The 19,119-nt window shown below is 42.7% G+C and carries 14 protein-coding genes; 4 read left to right on the forward strand and 10 right to left on the reverse strand.

What is annotated here, in order from left to right; translation table 11 throughout:
* Window positions 1–11 precede the first annotated feature (11 nt).
* The 4 genes from sigZ (L2740_RS11010) to sigZ (L2740_RS11025) all read left to right on the forward strand — a co-directional run bounded on the left by sigZ (L2740_RS11010) (window position 12) and on the right by sigZ (L2740_RS11025) (window position 3,292).
* Complete coding sequence (gene sigZ / locus L2740_RS11010; RefSeq protein ID WP_248950243.1) at window positions 12–545, forward strand: RNA polymerase sigma factor SigZ; 534 nt, start codon at window positions 12–14, stop codon at window positions 543–545.
* Window positions 546–941: 396 nt separating this feature from the next.
* On the forward strand, window positions 942–2,120 hold the full coding sequence (locus L2740_RS11015) for a MalY/PatB family protein (RefSeq protein ID WP_248950244.1): 1,179 nt from the start codon (window positions 942–944) through the stop codon (window positions 2,118–2,120).
* A gap of 111 nt (window positions 2,121–2,231) precedes the next feature.
* On the forward strand, window positions 2,232–2,633 hold the full coding sequence (locus L2740_RS11020) for a rhodanese-like domain-containing protein (RefSeq protein WP_248950245.1): 402 nt from the start codon (window positions 2,232–2,234) through the stop codon (window positions 2,631–2,633).
* Between the two features lie 116 nt (window positions 2,634–2,749).
* Window positions 2,750–3,292 (forward strand): RNA polymerase sigma factor SigZ, encoded by a 543-nt coding sequence (gene sigZ, locus L2740_RS11025; RefSeq protein ID WP_248950246.1) that lies wholly within the window; start codon window positions 2,750–2,752, stop codon window positions 3,290–3,292.
* A 64-nt stretch (window positions 3,293–3,356) separates the two neighbouring features.
* On the opposite strand, the gene panP is transcribed toward sigZ (L2740_RS11025), so the two are convergent.
* The 10 genes from panP to L2740_RS11075 form a co-directional block, all read right to left on the reverse strand.
* Window positions 3,357–5,003 (reverse strand): pyridoxal-dependent aspartate 1-decarboxylase PanP, encoded by a 1,647-nt coding sequence (gene panP / locus L2740_RS11030; protein WP_248950247.1) that lies wholly within the window; start codon window positions 5,001–5,003, stop codon window positions 3,357–3,359.
* A gap of 324 nt (window positions 5,004–5,327) precedes the next feature.
* Window positions 5,328–6,482, reverse strand: a complete 1,155-nt coding sequence (locus L2740_RS11035; protein WP_248950249.1) for a glycerate kinase — start codon at window positions 6,480–6,482, stop codon at window positions 5,328–5,330.
* Window positions 6,483–6,617: 135 nt separating this feature from the next.
* Window positions 6,618–7,976 (reverse strand): GntP family permease, encoded by a 1,359-nt coding sequence (locus L2740_RS11040; protein WP_248950250.1) that lies wholly within the window; start codon window positions 7,974–7,976, stop codon window positions 6,618–6,620.
* Between the two features lie 230 nt (window positions 7,977–8,206).
* Window positions 8,207–9,373 carry a sugar diacid recognition domain-containing protein gene (locus L2740_RS11045; RefSeq protein WP_248950251.1) on the reverse strand — a complete coding sequence of 389 codons (1,167 nt, stop codon included), beginning with the start codon at window positions 9,371–9,373 and terminating at the stop codon, window positions 8,207–8,209.
* Between the two features lie 178 nt (window positions 9,374–9,551).
* The gene (locus L2740_RS11050) at window positions 9,552–10,154 is read right to left on the reverse strand and encodes a uracil-DNA glycosylase family protein (protein WP_248950252.1); all 603 of its coding nucleotides are present in this window, start codon (window positions 10,152–10,154) and stop codon (window positions 9,552–9,554) included.
* A 64-nt stretch (window positions 10,155–10,218) separates the two neighbouring features.
* Window positions 10,219–10,797, reverse strand: coding sequence for a hypothetical protein (locus L2740_RS11055; RefSeq protein ID WP_248950253.1), 579 nt, complete (start codon window positions 10,795–10,797; stop codon window positions 10,219–10,221).
* Between the two features lie 311 nt (window positions 10,798–11,108).
* Complete coding sequence (locus tag L2740_RS11060) at window positions 11,109–13,208, reverse strand: MtrB/PioB family decaheme-associated outer membrane protein (RefSeq protein ID WP_248950254.1); 2,100 nt, start codon at window positions 13,206–13,208, stop codon at window positions 11,109–11,111.
* Between the two features lie 13 nt (window positions 13,209–13,221).
* A complete protein-coding gene (locus tag L2740_RS11065) occupies window positions 13,222–14,208 on the reverse strand; it encodes a DmsE family decaheme c-type cytochrome (protein WP_248950255.1) in 987 nt (328 codons plus the stop codon).
* Between the two features lie 115 nt (window positions 14,209–14,323).
* Complete coding sequence (locus L2740_RS11070; RefSeq protein ID WP_248950256.1) at window positions 14,324–16,333, reverse strand: OmcA/MtrC family decaheme c-type cytochrome; 2,010 nt, start codon at window positions 16,331–16,333, stop codon at window positions 14,324–14,326.
* 347 nt (window positions 16,334–16,680) lie between these two features.
* Window positions 16,681–18,900 (reverse strand): OmcA/MtrC family decaheme c-type cytochrome, encoded by a 2,220-nt coding sequence (locus L2740_RS11075; protein ID WP_248950258.1) that lies wholly within the window; start codon window positions 18,898–18,900, stop codon window positions 16,681–16,683.
* Between the last annotated feature and the right edge of the window lie 219 nt (window positions 18,901–19,119).

Genomic DNA, 19,119 nt, shown 5'->3' on the forward strand with positions numbered 1-19,119 from the left:
ATGAGATTACTATGCTAGCTGATTGGCTTAATCATAAAGAGCAACTTAGACATTACGTGTTAAAAAATATCGACGATGTAGATGCCGTTGATGACATATTGCAAGAGGTCTATATCAAAGCTAGTAGTCATCTGCATCAGTTGAAGTCTCAGGATAGTTTAAAAAGTTGGTTATACCGCATTACTCACAATGTGATGATGGACTTTTATCGTGGCCGCGAAGTCTATGATGAGTTATCAGACAACCTAATTGATGATGTTGAAGAGGAGCAAGCGTTGGATAAAATGGCGCAATGTTTGCGACCAATGTTTGATTGCTTGCCCGAGAAATATCAAATGGCGATGATTTGGTCTGAAGTTGATGGCTTGTCACAACAAGAGGTAGCAGATCGTTTAGGGATCTCGTTGTCCGGTGCCAAGAGTCGCATTCAACGTGGCAGAATTAAGTTTAAAGCTTTGTTGATGACCTATTGTGATATCGAAATGGGTCAGCAAGGAGTGGTGGATTTTAAGCCTAAGGTTGAATGCCTACATTTGGCTTGTTAGGCAAGAAGCATTGAATACTGAGTTGTTACAGTTTGTCGTTTACATTTCGTTTATAGTCCGTAGTTTATAGCTCAAGTACGTATTAGTTAACACACGCACTACTACATGGTCATTATCACTTAGAGCATATCTCTTCGCTGAGATAGTGGCATAGCAGACCTTAATTTAGAGTATTACCGCTATGTCATATTTTATATAGTTTAAACTTTTACCACTTCTAGTATTTCCTGCATTTTTAACCGTTTCATTAGCGTCGCGGCCTCACTACATCGATGGGTAACTTGCTCATTTTTTCCATGGATTTAAAAATATTTCGAAATTAATCGATATATTTTGCGTCTTTTTTGCTAACTAAACGTCTTAGTTACAAACAGACTATTTCGGTTGGAGAAAACCATGTTCAGTTCAGCAGTAAATAACAAATCTATTGGCCACAAGTTTATTAAGAGTGATAGCCAAATGCTCAATCAAGTTTATGGTACCGATGATGTTGTGCCGTATTGGATTGCGGATATGGAGTTTCCAATCGCATCTCCAATCACTGCCGCTATGCAAAACCTAGTTGATAGAGAAACTTACTCTTATGAGTTTGATTCAAAAAGCGTATTTAATGCAATAAGTGACTGGAACAAGCAGCGTCATCAACTAACGCTTAACCCAGATAACTTCGTGCAAGTGCCTGGCGTGCTAAGTGCAATTGCTTTGCTTATACGTGAGTTTTCAGAAAAGGGCGATGGTGTGTTAATTCAAACTCCTGTGTACCATCAGTTCCGTCGTTTAATAGAGTCTGCAGGGAGAACGGCAGTAACCAATACCTTAAAAACCGAAAACGGTCGTTATGTAGTGGATTTTGAAGATTTTGAAAACAAGTTAAAGCAAGGCGATGTAAAAATAGTATTGCTCTGTAACCCACATAATCCGGTCGGCCGTGTATGGCAAAAAGCAGAGCTTGAGCAGTTAGTCGCTATCGCTAGAAAGTACCGCACTTTGATCATCAGCGATGAAGTGCATGCCGATATTATTTTTACAGGCAATGAGTTCACTAGCATTATCGAATTTGGCTATGAGCAGAGTATTTCAATTATTGGTTCGCCAGCAAAAAACTTTGGTTTAAACAGTATTTCAAATGGCTATATCTACAGTGATAACCCTGAGTTAAAGCAACAAATTAACTCTACAGTGAGCTCTATGTCGCTAGATCACGGTAACGCGTTTACTACATATGCAACGATTGCAGCTTATCAGCAGGGGATGCCGTGGTTTGAGGCATTTTTAGATTACACCCAAGCTAACCGAGATTGGATCACCGAGTATTTAACTGTGCAATTGCCACAAGTTAAATTTTACCAACCAGAAGGCACTAACCAAATTTGGCTCGATTTTAGCAGCTTACAACTCGATTCTACTGAGCTAAAAAGTTTATTGACTCAAAAAGCGAAATTGGCGCTTACACCAGGCACTTGGTTTGGTGAAATTGATGAGAACTTTTATCGCCTCAATTTTGCTGCGCCACTCGAGCAGATCCAAGCTTCATTTGAATTGCTAAATAGCGCAATCAATCAGTTACAAAACTAATATTTAAGTTTTAGCATGGCCAATGAAGATTAAAGAATTTAATTATTATCTCGCTAATTGTCCAACTGACTTAACTTGTTTGACTTAAGTTAGCGAGAGAGGAGAACACAAATGGCTCAAAATATTATCAAGGGCATTCAAGCGATAGCAGCTGAAGCTCGTGAAGTGGTAAAAGATATCAACATTGAACAAGCAAAGATGCTTTATCAAAATGACGATTACATTTTTGTTGATGTGAGAGAAGCATCTGAGCGGGACAAGCTTGGCGTTATTCCAGGCGCGTTTACTTGCCCGCGCGGCATGCTAGAGTTTTTAATTGACCCTAGTTGTCCTGTGCATAACCCTATATTTAATCAAGATAAAACCTACGTGTTTTATTGCGCCCATGGCTTAAGATCGCTTTATGCAGCTAAACAAGCGCATGATATGGGCTTAAAGCCTGTGCTAAATTTAGCGGGTGGTTTTGCTGCTTGGCAAAATGAGCAAGGCGATACTGAAATGCGTGCTGAATAACAGCGCGAGTGTATCGTTAATGTGGAGCAAAACTCATTTGAATTATAATAATGACTAAACATCAGCGAAAGCTATGATTAAGCCATTACAATTGATTGATAAACAGATAATCGTTAATGAAGACAGAATCCATTTGGCAAGAATACCGAAATAAAATAAAGGTTTTTCTACATGCAAAAGTGTCAGATCCCGATGACGTTGATGATCTCTTGCAAGAAATTTTGATTAAGACTTTTGATAATCTGCACTCGGTACAGTCTGAGGCAAAAGTTAAGTCTTGGCTTTATCAAGTCGCTAATAACGCCATCATAGACTTTTATCGTAAACGTGGTCGTGCAGCACAGCTTGAAGGCGAAGAGTTATGGTATGAACTAAGTGAGGAAAGCACTGAGCAGGCGCTTTCTCGCTGTATTGAGCCTTTTATCAACGCGTTACCTGAAGATAGCTCTGCTTTATTAACTGCAATTGATCTCCATGGCCAATCACAAAAAGATTATGCCGCTGAACATGGTATTAGTTATTCAACACTCAAGTCTCGAGTGCAAAAGTCTCGTGAGCGCCTACGGGGGCTGTATGAAGAGTGCTGTTATTTGTCGCTGGATAAACAGGGGAATGTTGTAGAGTTTGATCCTAAAAGCAGCAATTGTAAGGGCTGTTAATTGCTAACCTATTAAAGCGAGACTCGAGAATGAATCGATTTGCTCGAGCCCGCTGTTAATCGATTTAGTTTTGTGCGAGTTCTAGCAGTTTAGGTAAGAAACGCGTATCGCTATTAGCTATTTGAGTTTGTTCGGTAAGTACTTGCTGTAAGATCTCATGGGTAGTGAGCGGGTTGGCTAATACCACTCTAAACACAACCGCTTTGATGTCCATTAGCTGGTGGTTTTCTGGATTGATACGGGTACGAGAAACAAAAGAAGTCCCTTGTTCACGTTGTGTTTTTTGCACAAACTTAGTTAAGCCATCAAGCAAGGTATTAAATTGCTTGAGGGTTTCTATATCACCTGTTTCACGAGCATTAGCCATTGCTAGCTGCACCGATTGCGGCACATAGCGGTAGGTTAATAAGCAAAGCTCAGGTTCTGATACCAATTCAAAATCAGCTTCTGCGGTAATTAAATCTGCAAAATAACGGGCTTTTTCAAGGCTATTATTAATTAAAATCTCATAACCTTCGCGGCCAATTACTTGCAAGCAAGCATGTACTAGCATCGCCATACCTGGGCGAGACCCCTCAAGGGTTTGGCTACCTAAATCTTTTGATCCCTGACGTAAAATATACTCTGCGTGATGTTTAATAGCATTGGCAAAGGTCGGATCTTTAAAAATCACCATACCCGCGCCCATAGGCACGTACATCTGCTTATGGGCATCAATAGTGACTGAATCCGCTCGCTCAATTCCCGCAAGCAGATGACGATATTTGTTTGATAATAAACTGGCTCCGCCCCACGCTGCATCAACATGGAAATGACAATTGAGCTCTGCAGCTAAGTCTGCCAGTGCATTTAGCGGGTCAATATTACCGGTTTCAGTGGTGCCAGCAACGCCTACAATCGCCATGACTTTTATATTGTCAGCAGCAAGCTTAGCGGCGATTTCGCGCATCTTTACCACATCAACTTTATTGTCATTTGATGTCGGCACTTGAATGATATTTTCACGGCCCACACCAAGCAAATCGGCGGTTTTGGCTAAAGAGTAATGGCCACGCTCAGAGACTAAAATGGCTAAATCATCATAGCCATAATGACGCAGGCCTTTAACTAGCCCTTGTTTAGCAACACCCTTAAAATCACCATCTGCTTTTAGTAGTTGGTTACGCGCAGTCCAAAGGGCTGTGATATTAGCAACTGTGCCGCCAGAGCAAAATGCACCTAGAGAGACATTAGCGCTGTGCATCCAACTTTGATAAAAAGCTTGATCTTGGTTATAGACTAAGTGATGCATCATGCCGAGCACTTGGCGCTCAAGTGGCGTAAAGGCCTTTGAAGTTTCTATTTTGACTAAGTTCTGATTAAGGCCAACCATCATTTTTGACAGTGGTAATACAAAATAGGGTAGGGCCGATGTCATATGGCCAATAAAGCTTGGCGCAGAGGTGTGCACAGAGTGTGCTACTAATGTTTGCATCATATTATCGGCATAATCAGACACAAACTGCGGCGCAGAAGGAATATGGTATTGCTGAAAATCTAACTCGACTTCTGAAAGCGGTTTTTCTACAGCTACGACGCTTTCTTGTAAAAATCCCATTAAATTCTGCGAGATATTTTGCTCAATCACACTAAGGGTTGAATCAGGGGCTTCTGGAACCGTAAAAATCCGCAGTAGTGCCTCTTCTGAAGCGGTTGCTTTTCTTGGTGTCATTGGTCTAACAGTCTCTACTTATCACGCTGTTAATACAGCCTTTCAAAATGGGAAGCCACTTTACTTTATGCTGTTTAGCGCTTCAAGCATAAAAATGGCGAGCCTTATACTTTTGGGTAGTATATGACACAGACTAACGCAGATAACGTCAGAGTCAAAATTTGTCATTTAAGGGAGCGCAGTTCTAAGTCTAAGAAGAAAGGGAGGACGTTGTCAGCACGCCGTCAATAAAAAATAAAGGGCAGCAAAGCTGCGCCCTTTATTTTGTTTGGATTTCAGTTTGGATTTCAGTTTGGGATCTTAGTCTCTACAGTTTTGATAGCATTAGGTTTTAGCGGCTAATGCATAAAGTGCCGCGATATTCTTAGATGTGCTGTAGAGGTTATGTTTAGCACTTGCCAATACTTCGGCTAGTGGTAAAGCCCTTGGCGTAATTGAAAATAGCGCATCTATACCATGGTCAAGCAGTACGTTTGCATCATCACTGACACATCCCGCGATAGCAATAATCTTAATACCTTGAGCTTTAGCAACGCCCGCAACCCCCATAGGTGTTTTGCCGTGCAAGGTTTGGCTGTCTAGTCGGCCTTCACCAGTGATCACTAAGTCAGCGTCTTTTACTGACTCAGCTAAATTGACCGTTTGCATGACAATATCTATACCTGGTTTTAGCTGAGCGCCTAAAAACGCCATAACGCCTAAGCCCATACCGCCTGCCGCGCCAGCACCAGGATAATCTCGATTATCCACAATGCCTGTTTGTGCAATGATATCGGCGTAATGGCTAAGGGCGGTGTCGAGTTGCTTAACCATATGCGGTGTTGCGCCTTTTTGTGGACCAAAAATTGCGGAGGCACCTTTATCACCACACAGCGGGTTGTTAACATCGCAGGCGACCTCAAAGCTGCATTTTGCAATTAGCGGATGTAAGTCTTTTAAGTCGATTGTTGCTAACTGAGTCAGCGCTGCACCACCAGTTGTGATGGCTTTGCCTGAAGCGTCAAGTAAGTGAGCACCAATCGCTTGTGCCATGCCTGCGCCGCCGTCATTGGTTGCGCTGCCACCAAGCCCGATAATAATATGCTCTATACCGCGATTAAGTGCATCGACAATAAGCTCGCCAGTGCCATAGCTGGTGGTGATAAGAGGGTTACGCTCAGACTCCAAAGCTAAATGTAAGCCTGAGGCTGCTGCCATTTCAATGACTGCGGTTTTTTTACCGCCTTGGTAAGCCGGGCCTAAAATGCCATAAAAAGCGTTAACTTTATTGCCTAAAGGCCCTGTGACATGCAGTTTGACTATGCTGCCTTGTGTGGCATCGACCATAGACTGCACAGTGCCTTCTCCGCCATCGGCAACCGGTACTTTAATATATTCAGCATTTGGCAGGGCAGTGCGAAATCCACGCTCAATTTCGTTGGCCACTTCCATCGCCGTCAGGCTTTCTTTGAATGAGTCAGGGGCTATCACAATTTTCATGAGGGGTCCTATAGCGAAGTGTGGCTGTTTCCAAAGAATAAAGCAGACTTGCGTTAAGATTTGATGAGTGAACTACGAGAATTAGACGAGCTGAGTTACTATTTATGCTCGTCTAGTTCAAAGTGCTATTAATGATTAAAGCAGTACTAAGCTTAGTAAGTAAACTAACGCCATCGCTGTGATACCTTGGATAAGTGTTGCCATGGTTTGAGCTTTATAGGCTTGCTTAACACTCATGCGGCTAAATTGAGTCACGACCCAGAAGAAGCTGTCGTTTGCATGAGAAACTGTCATTGCCCCAGCACCAATCGCCATCACGGTTAATACACGGCCCATATCGCTTGCTAGGCCAATATCGCCAAGCATTGGTGCAACAAGTGCCGAAGTTGCTACTAACGCCACTGTTGATGAACCTTGTGCCGATTTTAGTGCGGCAGCCACAACAAATGGCATAAAAATACCAATCCCTAGTGCTGATAATGACTCACCTAAGAAAGTACCAATATCTGTGGCTTTAAGAATGGCACCAAATGCACCGCCAGCACCTGTGATTAGCAAGATTGGCGCAGCAACAACTAAACCCTGACTAATGCGATCACTAAACTCTTTTACTTTATCGTTGCTCTTAAGCAGTGATAGCGACATGAACAAACCAATCATCAAGGCATTAACAGGCTGACCAAGAAACGCTAGGATATCAAACATGACACCATCACCTACTGGCGCTGATGGGAAGTTCGCAATCGAGCCTAAACAGATAAGTAAGATAGGCACAAAAATTGGCGCGAATGCACGAGTTGGACTAGGTAATGTGCCGTACGCTTTTTTCAGGTTATCAAATTCGTCTTGCTGGTTAAGTAGCTCTTCTGCGCCTTCACCATCTGGTTGTACGTTGGCAAAGCGGTTTGCCCATAATGTGCCTGCTAGCGCGGCAAATGCGGCAACAAAAATACCGACGAAAATTACTAAACCAAGATTTGATTCAAGGCCTAGGTTACCCGCAGCAGCAATAGGACCTGGCGTTGGTGGCACAAAGGTATGAGTTGCATATAGACCGGTTGCTAGCGCGACGCTCATCGACACGCTTGATACTTTCATGCGGTTAGCCATTGATTGCTTGAGTGAATTTAGAATCACAAAACCTGAGTCACAAAATACAGGGATCGACACGATATAACCAATGATTGACATGGTGAGGGTTGGGAAGCGTTTGCCTAGCACTTTAATCACCACATCTGCCATGGTAATAGCCGCGCCACTCTTTTCTAAAATGGTACCGATAATCGTACCGAGTACAATCACTAAACCTATGTAACCTAGAATGCCACCAAAACCAGAAGTGATTGTTTTGGCAATATCAGCGCTCGGCAGACCATAAGCAAATGCCGCTAAAAACGAAGCTAGAATCAGGGTTAAAAACGGATGCAGTTTAAATTTAGCGGTGGCGATAACAATGAACGCAATCACAGCCAGTAAAATCAGTACTAAGCTCATAATGATCCCTATATGGGTTTTCTATTTATATGTAAGGTATGTTTATATAGCCACATTGGAATCACTGACTTAATACAGCGCACCAAGGTATTTCAGGCTGAAATATTATGCGGTGGCTGAGTAGATATTACTTTGGTCTGACTCACTGATTTACATTGTTGATTAAAATGATTTTTGTGCGTATGCACAAAATGATGTAGGTTGTATTAACAACAGCTAGTGTTGTCGGGCTATTTACTAGGTGAGAACTGTGTACTGGCAACCACTTGGCCGATATAAAGCTGCAGTAGGCCATCTAGCTGGTCAATATTAACACCTGTCACTCTTTGGATTTTATCAAGGCGGTAGCGTAGTGTGTTTCTATGGATAAACAGGCTATTAGCGCACAGCTGTAAGTCACCAAAATGCTGTAAATAGGCACTTAATGTTTTGACTAATTGGCCATTTTTATCTGCTGTCAATAATGCCTGATAAGGTGATAGCAGCTCCTTACCACGCCAACTGTCTTTTAGTGCTGAAAGTAACACTGATAACGAATAATCTTCATATAGATATTTGTTTTGCTCAGGTCTTATTTGTTGGCCGATAACTAAGGTTTCAATTGCGGTTTGATAGGAGCGGTTAAGATCTTCTACCGCTGGGAAAAAATGGCCTAGCGATATTTTCATTCTACTTACCAAGATTGCAGGTAATCTCGCGAGTAGTTGATCGATACGTTCGCTTTCAAGCTCAGGATCCCAAGTTTTACCATCAAGAAAAGCAGGTTTTAAAATGACCAGCTCCGTCATTGAGGTCATTGCAACTAAGTTGCCCCTAGATGGGTTCTCAAGTAAATGAAGCACCTGCTTTAACATTGAGTTGGCAGTGGTTTCTTCCTCATCGTTTTGAATTTTGATAAGTGCAACCACTCGTGGAATATCGAGATCAATATTTAGCTGGGACGCCCAGTTACGCTGGTGTGAAGTAAAAGGTCCTTCAGATTTTATCAGCTCAATAATGAGTTCTTCTTTTTGGCGATAGTGCCACTGTGCCTGTTCAAGCGTATTGGCTTGTTCAACAATCAGTTCGGCGGTCATTTTGAGTAACTCGCCGTAATTCCTCAATGTTTCAGGCTCACCGGTTATACCAATAACTCCAATGATATCGCCTTTGTAATGTAGTGGCAGATTGATGCCGGGTTTTACGCCCTGCAGTGTGCCGGTATTTTTAGTGCTAATTTCGACTGTGCGTTTTTGGCTAATTGCCAGGAGTGCGCCTTCGTGAATCTCGCCGACTCGATGGCGATCGCCAGAGCCTAAAATCACGCCGTGGTTATTCATCACATTAATATTATGGCCGATGATTTTCATCGTGCGTTGCACAATTTGTCTGGCTATTGAGGCATCGAGAAAGTACACGCAATTTCCTTTACATTTATGAGATGAACAGCTGAGCTTTAGCTAGTGGATCGATTATAAATATTTTATATATATCAGGCTGTTTGATTTAATCAAACAACCGATTGCTGGTGGCAATGGTATTTAAACTCAACAGTATAACAGCTCCTTAATTAGGTTCTGTGAGGCGGATAAATATTTATTGAGTCGTTATTAATGTCGCAATACGTTGTTGAAGCTTGGGAACTATATCAGCCTCAAACTGAGGATGTTGCTTTAGCCAGATGTTATTTCTCGGGCTAGGGTGGGGCATCACTAATGTTTTTGGCCACAGTGATTGCCATTGAGCGACAGATTGAGTCACGGTAAGCTTTTGCTGCATGTGCCACTCGATGGCGTACTTACCAACAAGGAGTGTGAGTTCTATTTGTTCAAGTTGCTTTAATACTTCTTGGCGCCATTTAGCGGCGCATTCGGGTCGTGGTGGTTTGTCACCACTTTGTTTGTCAATTTTTGAATAACTGCCGGGAAAGCAAAAGCCCATCGGCACTATGGCAAACAAATCAGGATTATAAAACTGCGCTTCACTTACCCCTAACCAGCTACGTAAGCGTTTACCGCTGGCATCGTCAAAAGGGCGGCCCTTTTCATGGGTTTTGCGTCCCGGCGCTTGACCTGCAATGAGTATTTTGGCTGACGCGCCTAATTGAACAATGGGTTTAGCTCCTAAGGGCAGACTAGCTGCGCATATTTGGCAGTGTGCAATATCTGTTTGGAGTTTTATCAATTGTTCATTAGGCATAACAGATCTCGGCTAAGTTTAGTTTTAAGCTAAGTTCAGTCTTAAGCTAGGCTCAGTTGTAAGCTTAGCTAAATTGGATAATTTGATAAGCCCAATAACCTAAATAACCATAAGCGGCAGCTAAGATGGATAGTGAGATAAACTTTACTTTTATATCAGCTTGGCTCGTTAATGCAACATGGCCACAGGCGATAGCAAAAATAGCGATTGGCGTGATGTAGTAGGCTGTTAAAAGTAGCACTACAGCTGCTAGTGCAATAATCAAGGCTGTGTGTTTGGTCGGCGCTTTTTGGGCTGAAAGAGTAAGCTGCAATGGCAATAGACTTAACGCAACACTGACAATAATTACGCCGATATTCATTGATATTGCACCGGCGGTATCAAAATAAATGAGTACGACAAAAAGCGCGATAACTGCAGGGATGATGGCAATCAAGGCATGCATTTTCGCGAAGTTCCGGCTGTGATATTTGCCAGTAAAGTAAAACAGTGCGTTGAGCGCTAAATTGAAAAGACTGAAGCCTGCGAGTGTAATAGCCAGTAACAACACATTTGTAGTATCTGATGCCATTGCAAAAGCTGGTAACGGCGCAATTAAAGCTGACATCAATAGTGATTTGTAAGCTGTGATAGAACGAGTCATTGAATTACTTTAGATTAAGATGAATGATATTAAGATCTCCTAAAGTTGATGTAAGTTCAAGGACATCGAAGGTTTGAGTCGGTTATTTAGGAATTTTTTGTTCTTGAGGTGATCCACTTCACTGTATTGGCAACTCGTGTTGTAAGCTTTTGTAGGAAATAAAGCGCTAGCCTAAGCACGTTCTTGTCGTATTAGATAATTTTTAGCGTGATTTGCTGTGTGTGGATAACCATAGATCTGGCGTGGAATTCAATATTAGAAGCAATAAAAAACCCGCATAGAGCGGGCTTTTTGATTGTTACAACTAGTTTCTACAAACGGTAGCTCATGCTTAGCATAATTAGGTGTGCATTGTAGTCGTGGCTGTTACTGCCAAAACTCAACACGTTCCAAATGCCATCTGGCGCAATATCATTGCCAGCATCGTTATCTTTGTAGTTTTCCATCTTATAGTCTAAGCGAAGATCCATTTTCTCTGTCGCTTTGTATAAGGCGTAAACATTAATATTGTGCACTTTGGCATAGTAATCACCGTAGTTGCCGGTAATACCTTGGCTAACTTGTGTGTTACTGTTTGAATCTGAGTAAGTGTAATCAACACCTAAACGCAGTTTGTTTTCCATTAGGTTGTTGTAGCTAAAGCCAGCACCAAGTACATCAACTTGATCTTCAACTAAGCCATACCAGTTTGGAGCGCCTAGGTTGCTGCTACCCGCTTGTTCTGAATCGATGTTCTGACGGTTATAAAATGCCGTAACAGTCATATCATCATTGATTAGGTAACTTACACTTGCGTCATAACTTAAATCTTTCGATTCAGTTAAACCGATTTGTGTTTCGTTATAATCATCAAGTGCGTAACGTGCACCAAAATCTAGCGTTAAGCTATCGATTGGGCTGTGAGTGATACGTGCTTCAATTTGAGTACGGTTTCTGTCAGCAAGATTGTACTTGCGTAGCAGGTCATTTTGCTCACTTGAAGTCCACTCAGATGCTTGGTAAGTCGAACCATCACGTTGGCCGTAACTACCTTTAATCCACATGTTCCAATTGGCAAAAGCGCTAAGCTGGTATTTAGCCCAAAGCGTGCTTTCTTCAGTGGTTTCACGGTCTTGATAGCTGCGCTCATCTTTACGATAGTCATAACCACCTTCAAGCTTATGGCCGCGTGCTAGACGGTAGTCTGCACCTAGCTTAGCTTTATGAGTAGTAATGTCGTATGGCGTGTTGTAAGCAGCTTGACCTGTCGTTGAGTCGATTGAGATCTGCGTCCATTCTTCAACATTGGTCTTGTTATCACGGTCGCTATAATCGTAGCTAGCGTTTAGACGTAACTGACGATTAATGCGTGAGACAACTTTTAGGGTAGCGCCCTGTGTATCGACTCGACCATCTAGCGACTCAGTAGGCAATTGGTAACCATAACCTGACGTGCTGAAGTCTTGGTCTTGGGTCATCTGACCAAAGTACACTCGACCGTTCATGATAGTGCGGCCTGCCACATATTGGCCTAAAACCGAAACGGTATGCGCTTCGTTGTCTGGGTCAAGTGACATATAACCTGTGGTCTGTGCACCAAAGGTTGGATTAAACGCATTTTCAAATGACAGTTCGCTGTACTCGTTTTTAAAGATTGAGCCGTTGTAATTAACTGCCGTGTACCAGTTATCACCCGCCAAGCGAACGCCTGCTTCGATGGTATCAGTTGTATAATCAACAGGCTCTGCAATCATCATAGATTGATTGTAGAAGCTACCAGAAGCTTGCTTTAACCCTGTTTTGTCTTCACGTTGGTAATTAACGTAAGTGCTCCACAGCGTTTCAGCTTGGTATTCGAATCCAATACCAGCACGTTCGCGTTTAAGCGATAGTTCTAGTGGGTTAAGGCTTGAATACAAGTTGCTCATATCTTGTGTGCTGCCGCCATGCACCCAATCACCTGGTAAGGTTAGGTTATCGCCACCAATACCTTGATAAGGGCTCATTGCCTTATCGGTTTTGTATGTCGCGATTTGACGGTAGTTTAGGTTTAGATTGTACTGACCTTGCTTACCAACATTAACGTCAGCACTGCCGTTATCCATACCTAAGTTTTCAGCTTCAATGGTTGCTTGATAGCCGTTTTCGCCAATGTATTTCACATCAGCGTCAACTTTACCTGCAAAGCCATCTTCGGTAGCAAAAGCATTAGCTGAGCGAATATCATCGCTACTACTATAGCCCGCGCCAACACCTACTGTGCCAGAGACGCCTCGTTCAACTTTACAGTTTTTACAAACCCACTTTTCGAATTTTACTTTTTCAGTGTTCGCATTTTGAATACCGTAGCCATCAGCAGCTATGGCTGCGCCGGAAAGCATGCCAGCATGGGTAATCAAAGCGAGCGTGACCAAATTTAATTTGAATTTCATCTTCTCGTCTCCCTTAGCGCTGGAATAGCTTGCCAGATGGATGGTTAGAACCATGGATCTGGTTGTGACAGTTCAAACAGCTACGACCACCGGTCATTGCGTTACCGCCAACAGTAGAGCCTTGTTCAGTGTTGCCAAATAGTGCCTGACCGCTGTGCGCAGAAGAGTGACATTGTTGACAAAGCTGTGGAGCACGAGTTTTAAGCATACCTTCGTTAACGCTGCCGTGTGGATTGTGGCATGCTACGCAATCTTCAGTTACGGGTGCATGCTCCCACAATTTTGGGCCGCGTTTCTCTGCGTGACATGAGTAACAAGTGTCATTAACCGTTGGCTTAACAAGATCTGCATCGCTCATGGTGCCATGTGGATTATGACAGTCGCTACAAACCATTTGTGCCCATTTCATTGGGTGGCTTGAACGCTTGTTCATGTCAGCTTTTTGTTGAGTGTGACAGCTAGTACATACTTCCATTTCTGTATTTTTAGACAGAACAGGATCTTTAGCTGTGTGCACCGAGTGACAAGAGGCACAAGCTACATCTGCATTGTCGTGGTGACCACCATTCCAATCCATGCGCTTGTCGTCTTTATGACAGCTCATACAAACGCTGTTTTGTAGTTCAGGTGCCAGTGTTGAGTTTGGACCAAAAGCGATCATTGGCTCGTTACCGCCACGGTTATGTTTACCCATAGGGCCATGACATGCTTCACATTGAAGGCCTGCCATTGGGCTCTTGCTTGAGTCTACAGAGCCGTGAACACCTTTGAATAGGTCCATGACCTTTTCTGATTTACGGTGACACATTAGGCATGAGTCAGCACCTTTTGGTGAGTACTTACCTTCAGCAAACTTTTGATCTAGTGTGGCTTCTACTTCATCAGGCGTCATTTTAGCATCCCACTTAGATGCTACAGCAGTGTGAGCAAAACCAAGTGAAAGTACAGCCGATGCCATCAACGCCGGTAGTAGGTTTTTGATTGTTTTTATGATCTTCATAATAGGTTCCTAAACTTGCACAATTTTGAAGAGAAAGTGGGGGAGAGGCCTCCCCCTTTTTTCAACACTCTATTAGCTCAATCAATTTGATTTGAGCCAATAAGAGCTGCGCAAATTACATCTTCACTGATGTGTGGTCGCCAGGTGTTGGTGCGTGACAGTAGAAACAAGTTTCTAGTTGTGCAGCATCCGTCGCTTCTTCCTTAGAAACACCAACTAGTGCGCCTTGGCCTTCAACGTGGGCTTTGAAGCTGTCCATGTTGTAGCTGTGACAAGAAACACAGGTTGCCGCGATAGGCGTTGTGTATTGGCCACCATCAGTTGCGATAGCACCTTTCTTCTTGAATGCGTCACGATTGAAGTCATTATGACACTGGTCACAGTTCATACCAGGGATCACAGCGTAATCACCTTGGCTATGTACTTTGTGCAGTTTCATTTCAAGAGCGCCTTGTTTAGCACCGCCAGCATATGTGCCATCTGGTGTGTGACAAGAAACACAGCCGTCAACGCCTACAATTGTCTCGCCATCAACGATTTGTGCTAATTGTTCACTCATTACAAAACCAGCATGGTGAGTGCCTTTGTGAATTTCAAAGGTGTCGCCGTGACAATTAATACAAGTTTCGAAGTTAACTGAGTCAACATGACGCATACTTGGAGCTTCGCCAGATAAGGTTGCGAAAGCAAGATCGGCTTTCATACCTGTATAGTAAGCATCTTTTAAGTAGCCTTTTTCATCAAGATTACCTTCAACTGCGACTTTGTCGCAGTTAACAAACTCACCGTTTTCAGAACACATAGATAGGCCTGAAAAAGTAAAGGCTGTATCAGCATCATCAGCACCAAATGTTAGTACTTTAGTAATGTACTCAAAATCGCCATTAGCATTTATTTTTGCAATGGTTTCATCGAGCTTACCGTTTAATACTAGATATGCGCTGTCTTTACCGTTGTAACCTAACTTGACGTTGTTCGGGCCAACGTTAGTAATCACTTCTACACGCTGAAGCTGTGGTAATAGGTCTGTTGCATTAACAGCTTCACCATTAGCGTCGATTAGCGAAACAGTTACAGTTGCAGTCTTATCTTCATTGACAGCTAGGGTAGTGTTCATGCCGTATGTGTCGATAAGTGCTTTTGTTTGAGTGAAGCCGTCAGTGTGAATTTCTTCTGTCCAGCTAGCGTTATGACAAGCGATACAGTTTGAGTTGTCAGCTTGTTGAGAGTGACCTTTACCTGCTTGGAAGTCGATACCAGTGTGACAGCTAGTACAGGTTTCCATAGTTGGAACACTTGACCAGTTGCCCCATTCAGCTAGTTCTGTGTTACCTTCAGCTGGCTCTGCGTGACAAGTTGTACAGTTATCTTGAACAATAGCGTGTGCAGTTTCTGCACTCTTATCCATATTCTTACCGTACATTTTTGCGTTATTGTGTACGTTATGGATTAAGTGATTATAAGCGACCTGAGGCTTACCTTTGTCGTCAGCCAGATCTTGTGTATGACAGGCTGCGCAAGTTTCTGACGAAGTATAGCCATGATAAATCTTCTTACCTTCAGCATGGCAAGAGTTACAGGTTTCTGTGGCAACAACGTTTTTAGTGTATGTTGCTTCATAGCCATTGCCAGAGAAATCTTGAGATAGCTCGGTGCGTGGAACCGTTGTTTCACCATCAGCTAGTGTCGATGCGCTTGCAATAATGTTGTAGCGTTGAGTTAGCTCTGAATTATAGCCTTCAACCGGAATGGTGAAGCTGTAATTACCGTTCTTTTGATCTACAAATTCTTTTTGTGAGCCAATGTACTGCCATTCTGCACTGTTACCCGCTCCAGTTGCACCTTGAGGGATAAGTTGTACAACTTTTTTCACTTCAAGTGAGGTCAAACCTACAACTGGCAAGTCTTCCTCATTTGTAGCAAATACGTTGATTGTAGGGACGCCGTCTGTGTATGTTACATCAGTCACTTTTAGGTTTAGAGTGTTGATGTAGTCAGCTGCTGGGCCGCCAGGATTTCCCGGGTTACCATCGCTACCGTCGTCACCGCCACAGCCGGTTAAGGCTATTGATACAGCACCTGCTGCTAAAAGCAGCGCTATCTTAGATTTGTTCACATTCATCATTTTTTCCCTGCATAGGTTTGGCACTGTCTTAAACGTGTGACCTGATTTAAATAGGTCGACTGTAATTTTTTAATTTCCGTTTAAGTCAATGCTGGAAATAAGATTCCCCAAAGAAAGGCTAACGTAATGCAAGGCTAAAATCTGCATAGCAGGTGTTAATGTGTGACCTGGATCTTTCTATTTATAAAGAGGTATAAGGTAAGGGGCTTGAACACCTGAAAAGTTGCAAATGTAGAATTTACATGTGTGATAAATGTTGCAGTTTAAATCGATTGTTGTTTGTTGTTATTTTAAGAATAAAAAAGGAGGCCTAGCCTCCTTTTACGTTACTTATTCACAAATCTGAATTAGTGGCTGCTGCCCCAATTAGAATGTGCTTCTAGTAGAGATGCATCTTTATGACAAGTTGCACAAGTCTCTTGAATATCAAGTTTTTCATATTCAGAAGCAGGAATACCTAGAGTGCTTAGTGAAGTACCTTCTTGTACTAAGATACCGCCCATTGACTTGATGTGTGAAGCAGCTGATTCGTCTAACGCGTATGGCGCTTGGTGACAGCTTACACATGCTGCAGTTTGTGGAGAAACAACAAGTTGCTCATTAACGCCAGGGGCATATCTTTCGCCATCGGTCGTACCAAATGCTACTGGTGCTGCATTTGCTTCGATGTGACTTAGAGAGAAGCCGTCTTCACCATGACAAGCTTGACACTCAGCTTTCTTAAAGAACATGTCTCCAGAGCTGTCGTATAAGTAGTGTTTGCTGTGAACAATATAAGCTAAGTTTGAAGAACCAGCGCCTTTTTTGTCACGAGTACCGTTGTGACAAGATGCACAACCATCTATATCATTAGTATAACGGTGAGTGATAGACGTAGTGTGACACTGTTGACAGTCACTCATTTCTGCATGCTGTGAACGTGGCGTTTCAGTTACGGCTGTTCCATCCTGCTTAAAGAAGAATGTATCAGACACTAAGTAAGGAGCTTCTTGACCATCAAGTTGATCACCAGCTTCTGAACCGTCGCCTTTAGTTGGCGTACCATCACTATTTTCGCCTGGTACATAAGCACAAGCTTCACGTACACCTTTCTCGCCAAAACAAACATGAAGTTGGCTGCTTAGAGCAATAGTCGCACCAGCATCTATGATTGGTTCAATGTTGAAATCTGCTGCGGTGATAGTTGCAGTGATAGTGCCATCAGCATTAGCAGTTAACTTGTTCCAACCGACTTTTTGATAGTTCACAAGGAAGTCATCAGTTAGTACGCCGTTTACAACGATAGCACTGTTGTAGCCACCATATTTGTATGGACGTTTGTCGATTTGATCAAATGGCACTAGTTCTTCGCCATCTTTTACGCTGAAGTTAGCTGTAATCGTGTCATTTGCATATGTCATGCTATTGAAAACAACTTTTAGCTCAGTAGCTTGGGCGTTATTGTTTTCTGAATAGTGACCACGTTCTGCACCACGGTATCCATCAGGGTCGTTATGACAGCTTACACAATTTTGTTTGCTTTCAGCGATTTGGTTATTTTCGCTATCCCAATGCCAGCTTGGAACGGCATATGGGCTGTTGTGACAGTTCATACAAGTTGCAGTATCGACGTCGCCTTTCCAAGCATCAGCCATTGCTAGGTTCTCGTCAGGTTGGTGACAAGTTAAGCAGTTTGAAGCTGATTGTGGGTAGATACCGTTATAATAAGAGTGGCTATGGATTTCATGAGCCATGCCCTTGATAGACCCGTCATACTCATATGGTTCGCCTACAGCGTTGCCATCAGTATCTTTGTCTTGCTTCATGTAAGAGTTGTAATCAGCATGACAGAAAGTACAGGATTCTAGAGTCACGTGCTTGCCGCCGTGCATTGATAATGCACCATCTTGACCTGGGCGGTGACATGACTGACATGTTTCATCTGCAATTACAGCTTTTGGTTTGTCTTGAGCTGTGTCAGAACTTGGCTGCCAGTAGAAGAATGTGTTATTGACTAGAGTTGAACCTGCGTCGTTTGCAGATTTTACACCTAGGTAGATGCCGTTTGTAGCTTCAGCATCGTAAGAATACTTTTCTAGTGTATCAACTGCTTTGTCTAGCACTAAAGTGTAGCTACCGTCACCGTTATCAGTTAGGCAGTTTTCGCAGTTTTTACCTTGGAAATATGAAGAGCCAGTGTAATGGCCTTCACCTTTGTCTTTGTTAAAGTAACTTAACCAGATTTCACGGTTAGCACCTTCAACGTTAGTTTCGTCGATATCTTTAACTTTGCCCATGCGGCCGAACGAAACTGCGCCAATATCATCTTGCTGAAGACCAAAAACAGCAGCGCCATTGGCGTCAGCTAGATTGAAGTTTACGGTTAGGAAACCGTCGTCACTAACGCTAGCTGAAGTGATGTCTGCCTTTACTTGTGATACTTCACCAATAGGCTTACCAACTGGACCTGGCTTACCATCTTCACCATTTTTTCCATCATCACCACTACAACCTGTGACCGCTAATGAAAGCACCCCGGCTGTAAGCAATGCTTTTGAAGCAGCGCTTAGATTAAAAAATTTCATCATTTTATTTCCCTGCAATAGTTTTATTCATCACTGACTTGTTTTTAGTTGAGAATAATTCTCATCAGCTACCAATCAGTGTGCGGAATTTTATTTCCATTGCTAAGGCTATATAAGCGTGAAGTTTTTAGCAGGTGTTTTAAGCCCTTTATGTGATTAAGGTCAGACTATTTCTTTAGAGGTATTCGGAAAAGTGAGGTTTTAGGACTAATTTAAGAATCG

Origin of the sequence: Shewanella pneumatophori (assembly GCF_023283895.1) — a bacterium.
Classification (GTDB): domain Bacteria; phylum Pseudomonadota; class Gammaproteobacteria; order Enterobacterales; family Shewanellaceae; genus Shewanella; species Shewanella pneumatophori.

Coding starts and splice junctions, on each gene's coding strand:
- L2740_RS11075 (WP_248950258.1), bottom strand. CDS start 18,900: ATGATGAAATTTTTTAATCTAAGCGCTGCTTCAAAAGCATTGCTTACA.
- L2740_RS11020 (WP_248950245.1), top strand. CDS start 2,232: ATGGCTCAAAATATTATCAAGGGCATTCAAGCGATAGCAGCTGAAGCT.
- L2740_RS11040 (WP_248950250.1), bottom strand. CDS start 7,976: ATGAGCTTAGTACTGATTTTACTGGCTGTGATTGCGTTCATTGTTATC.
- L2740_RS11070 (WP_248950256.1), bottom strand. CDS start 16,333: ATGATGAATGTGAACAAATCTAAGATAGCGCTGCTTTTAGCAGCAGGT.
- L2740_RS11015 (WP_248950244.1), top strand. CDS start 942: ATGTTCAGTTCAGCAGTAAATAACAAATCTATTGGCCACAAGTTTATT.
- L2740_RS11060 (WP_248950254.1), bottom strand. CDS start 13,208: ATGAAATTCAAATTAAATTTGGTCACGCTCGCTTTGATTACCCATGCT.
- panP (WP_248950247.1), bottom strand. CDS start 5,003: ATGACACCAAGAAAAGCAACCGCTTCAGAAGAGGCACTACTGCGGATT.
- L2740_RS11050 (WP_248950252.1), bottom strand. CDS start 10,154: ATGCCTAATGAACAATTGATAAAACTCCAAACAGATATTGCACACTGC.
- sigZ (WP_248950243.1), top strand. CDS start 12: ATGCTAGCTGATTGGCTTAATCATAAAGAGCAACTTAGACATTACGTG.
- L2740_RS11065 (WP_248950255.1), bottom strand. CDS start 14,208: ATGAAGATCATAAAAACAATCAAAAACCTACTACCGGCGTTGATGGCA.
- sigZ (WP_248950246.1), top strand. CDS start 2,750: ATGAAGACAGAATCCATTTGGCAAGAATACCGAAATAAAATAAAGGTT.
- L2740_RS11055 (WP_248950253.1), bottom strand. CDS start 10,797: ATGACTCGTTCTATCACAGCTTACAAATCACTATTGATGTCAGCTTTA.
- L2740_RS11035 (WP_248950249.1), bottom strand. CDS start 6,482: ATGAAAATTGTGATAGCCCCTGACTCATTCAAAGAAAGCCTGACGGCG.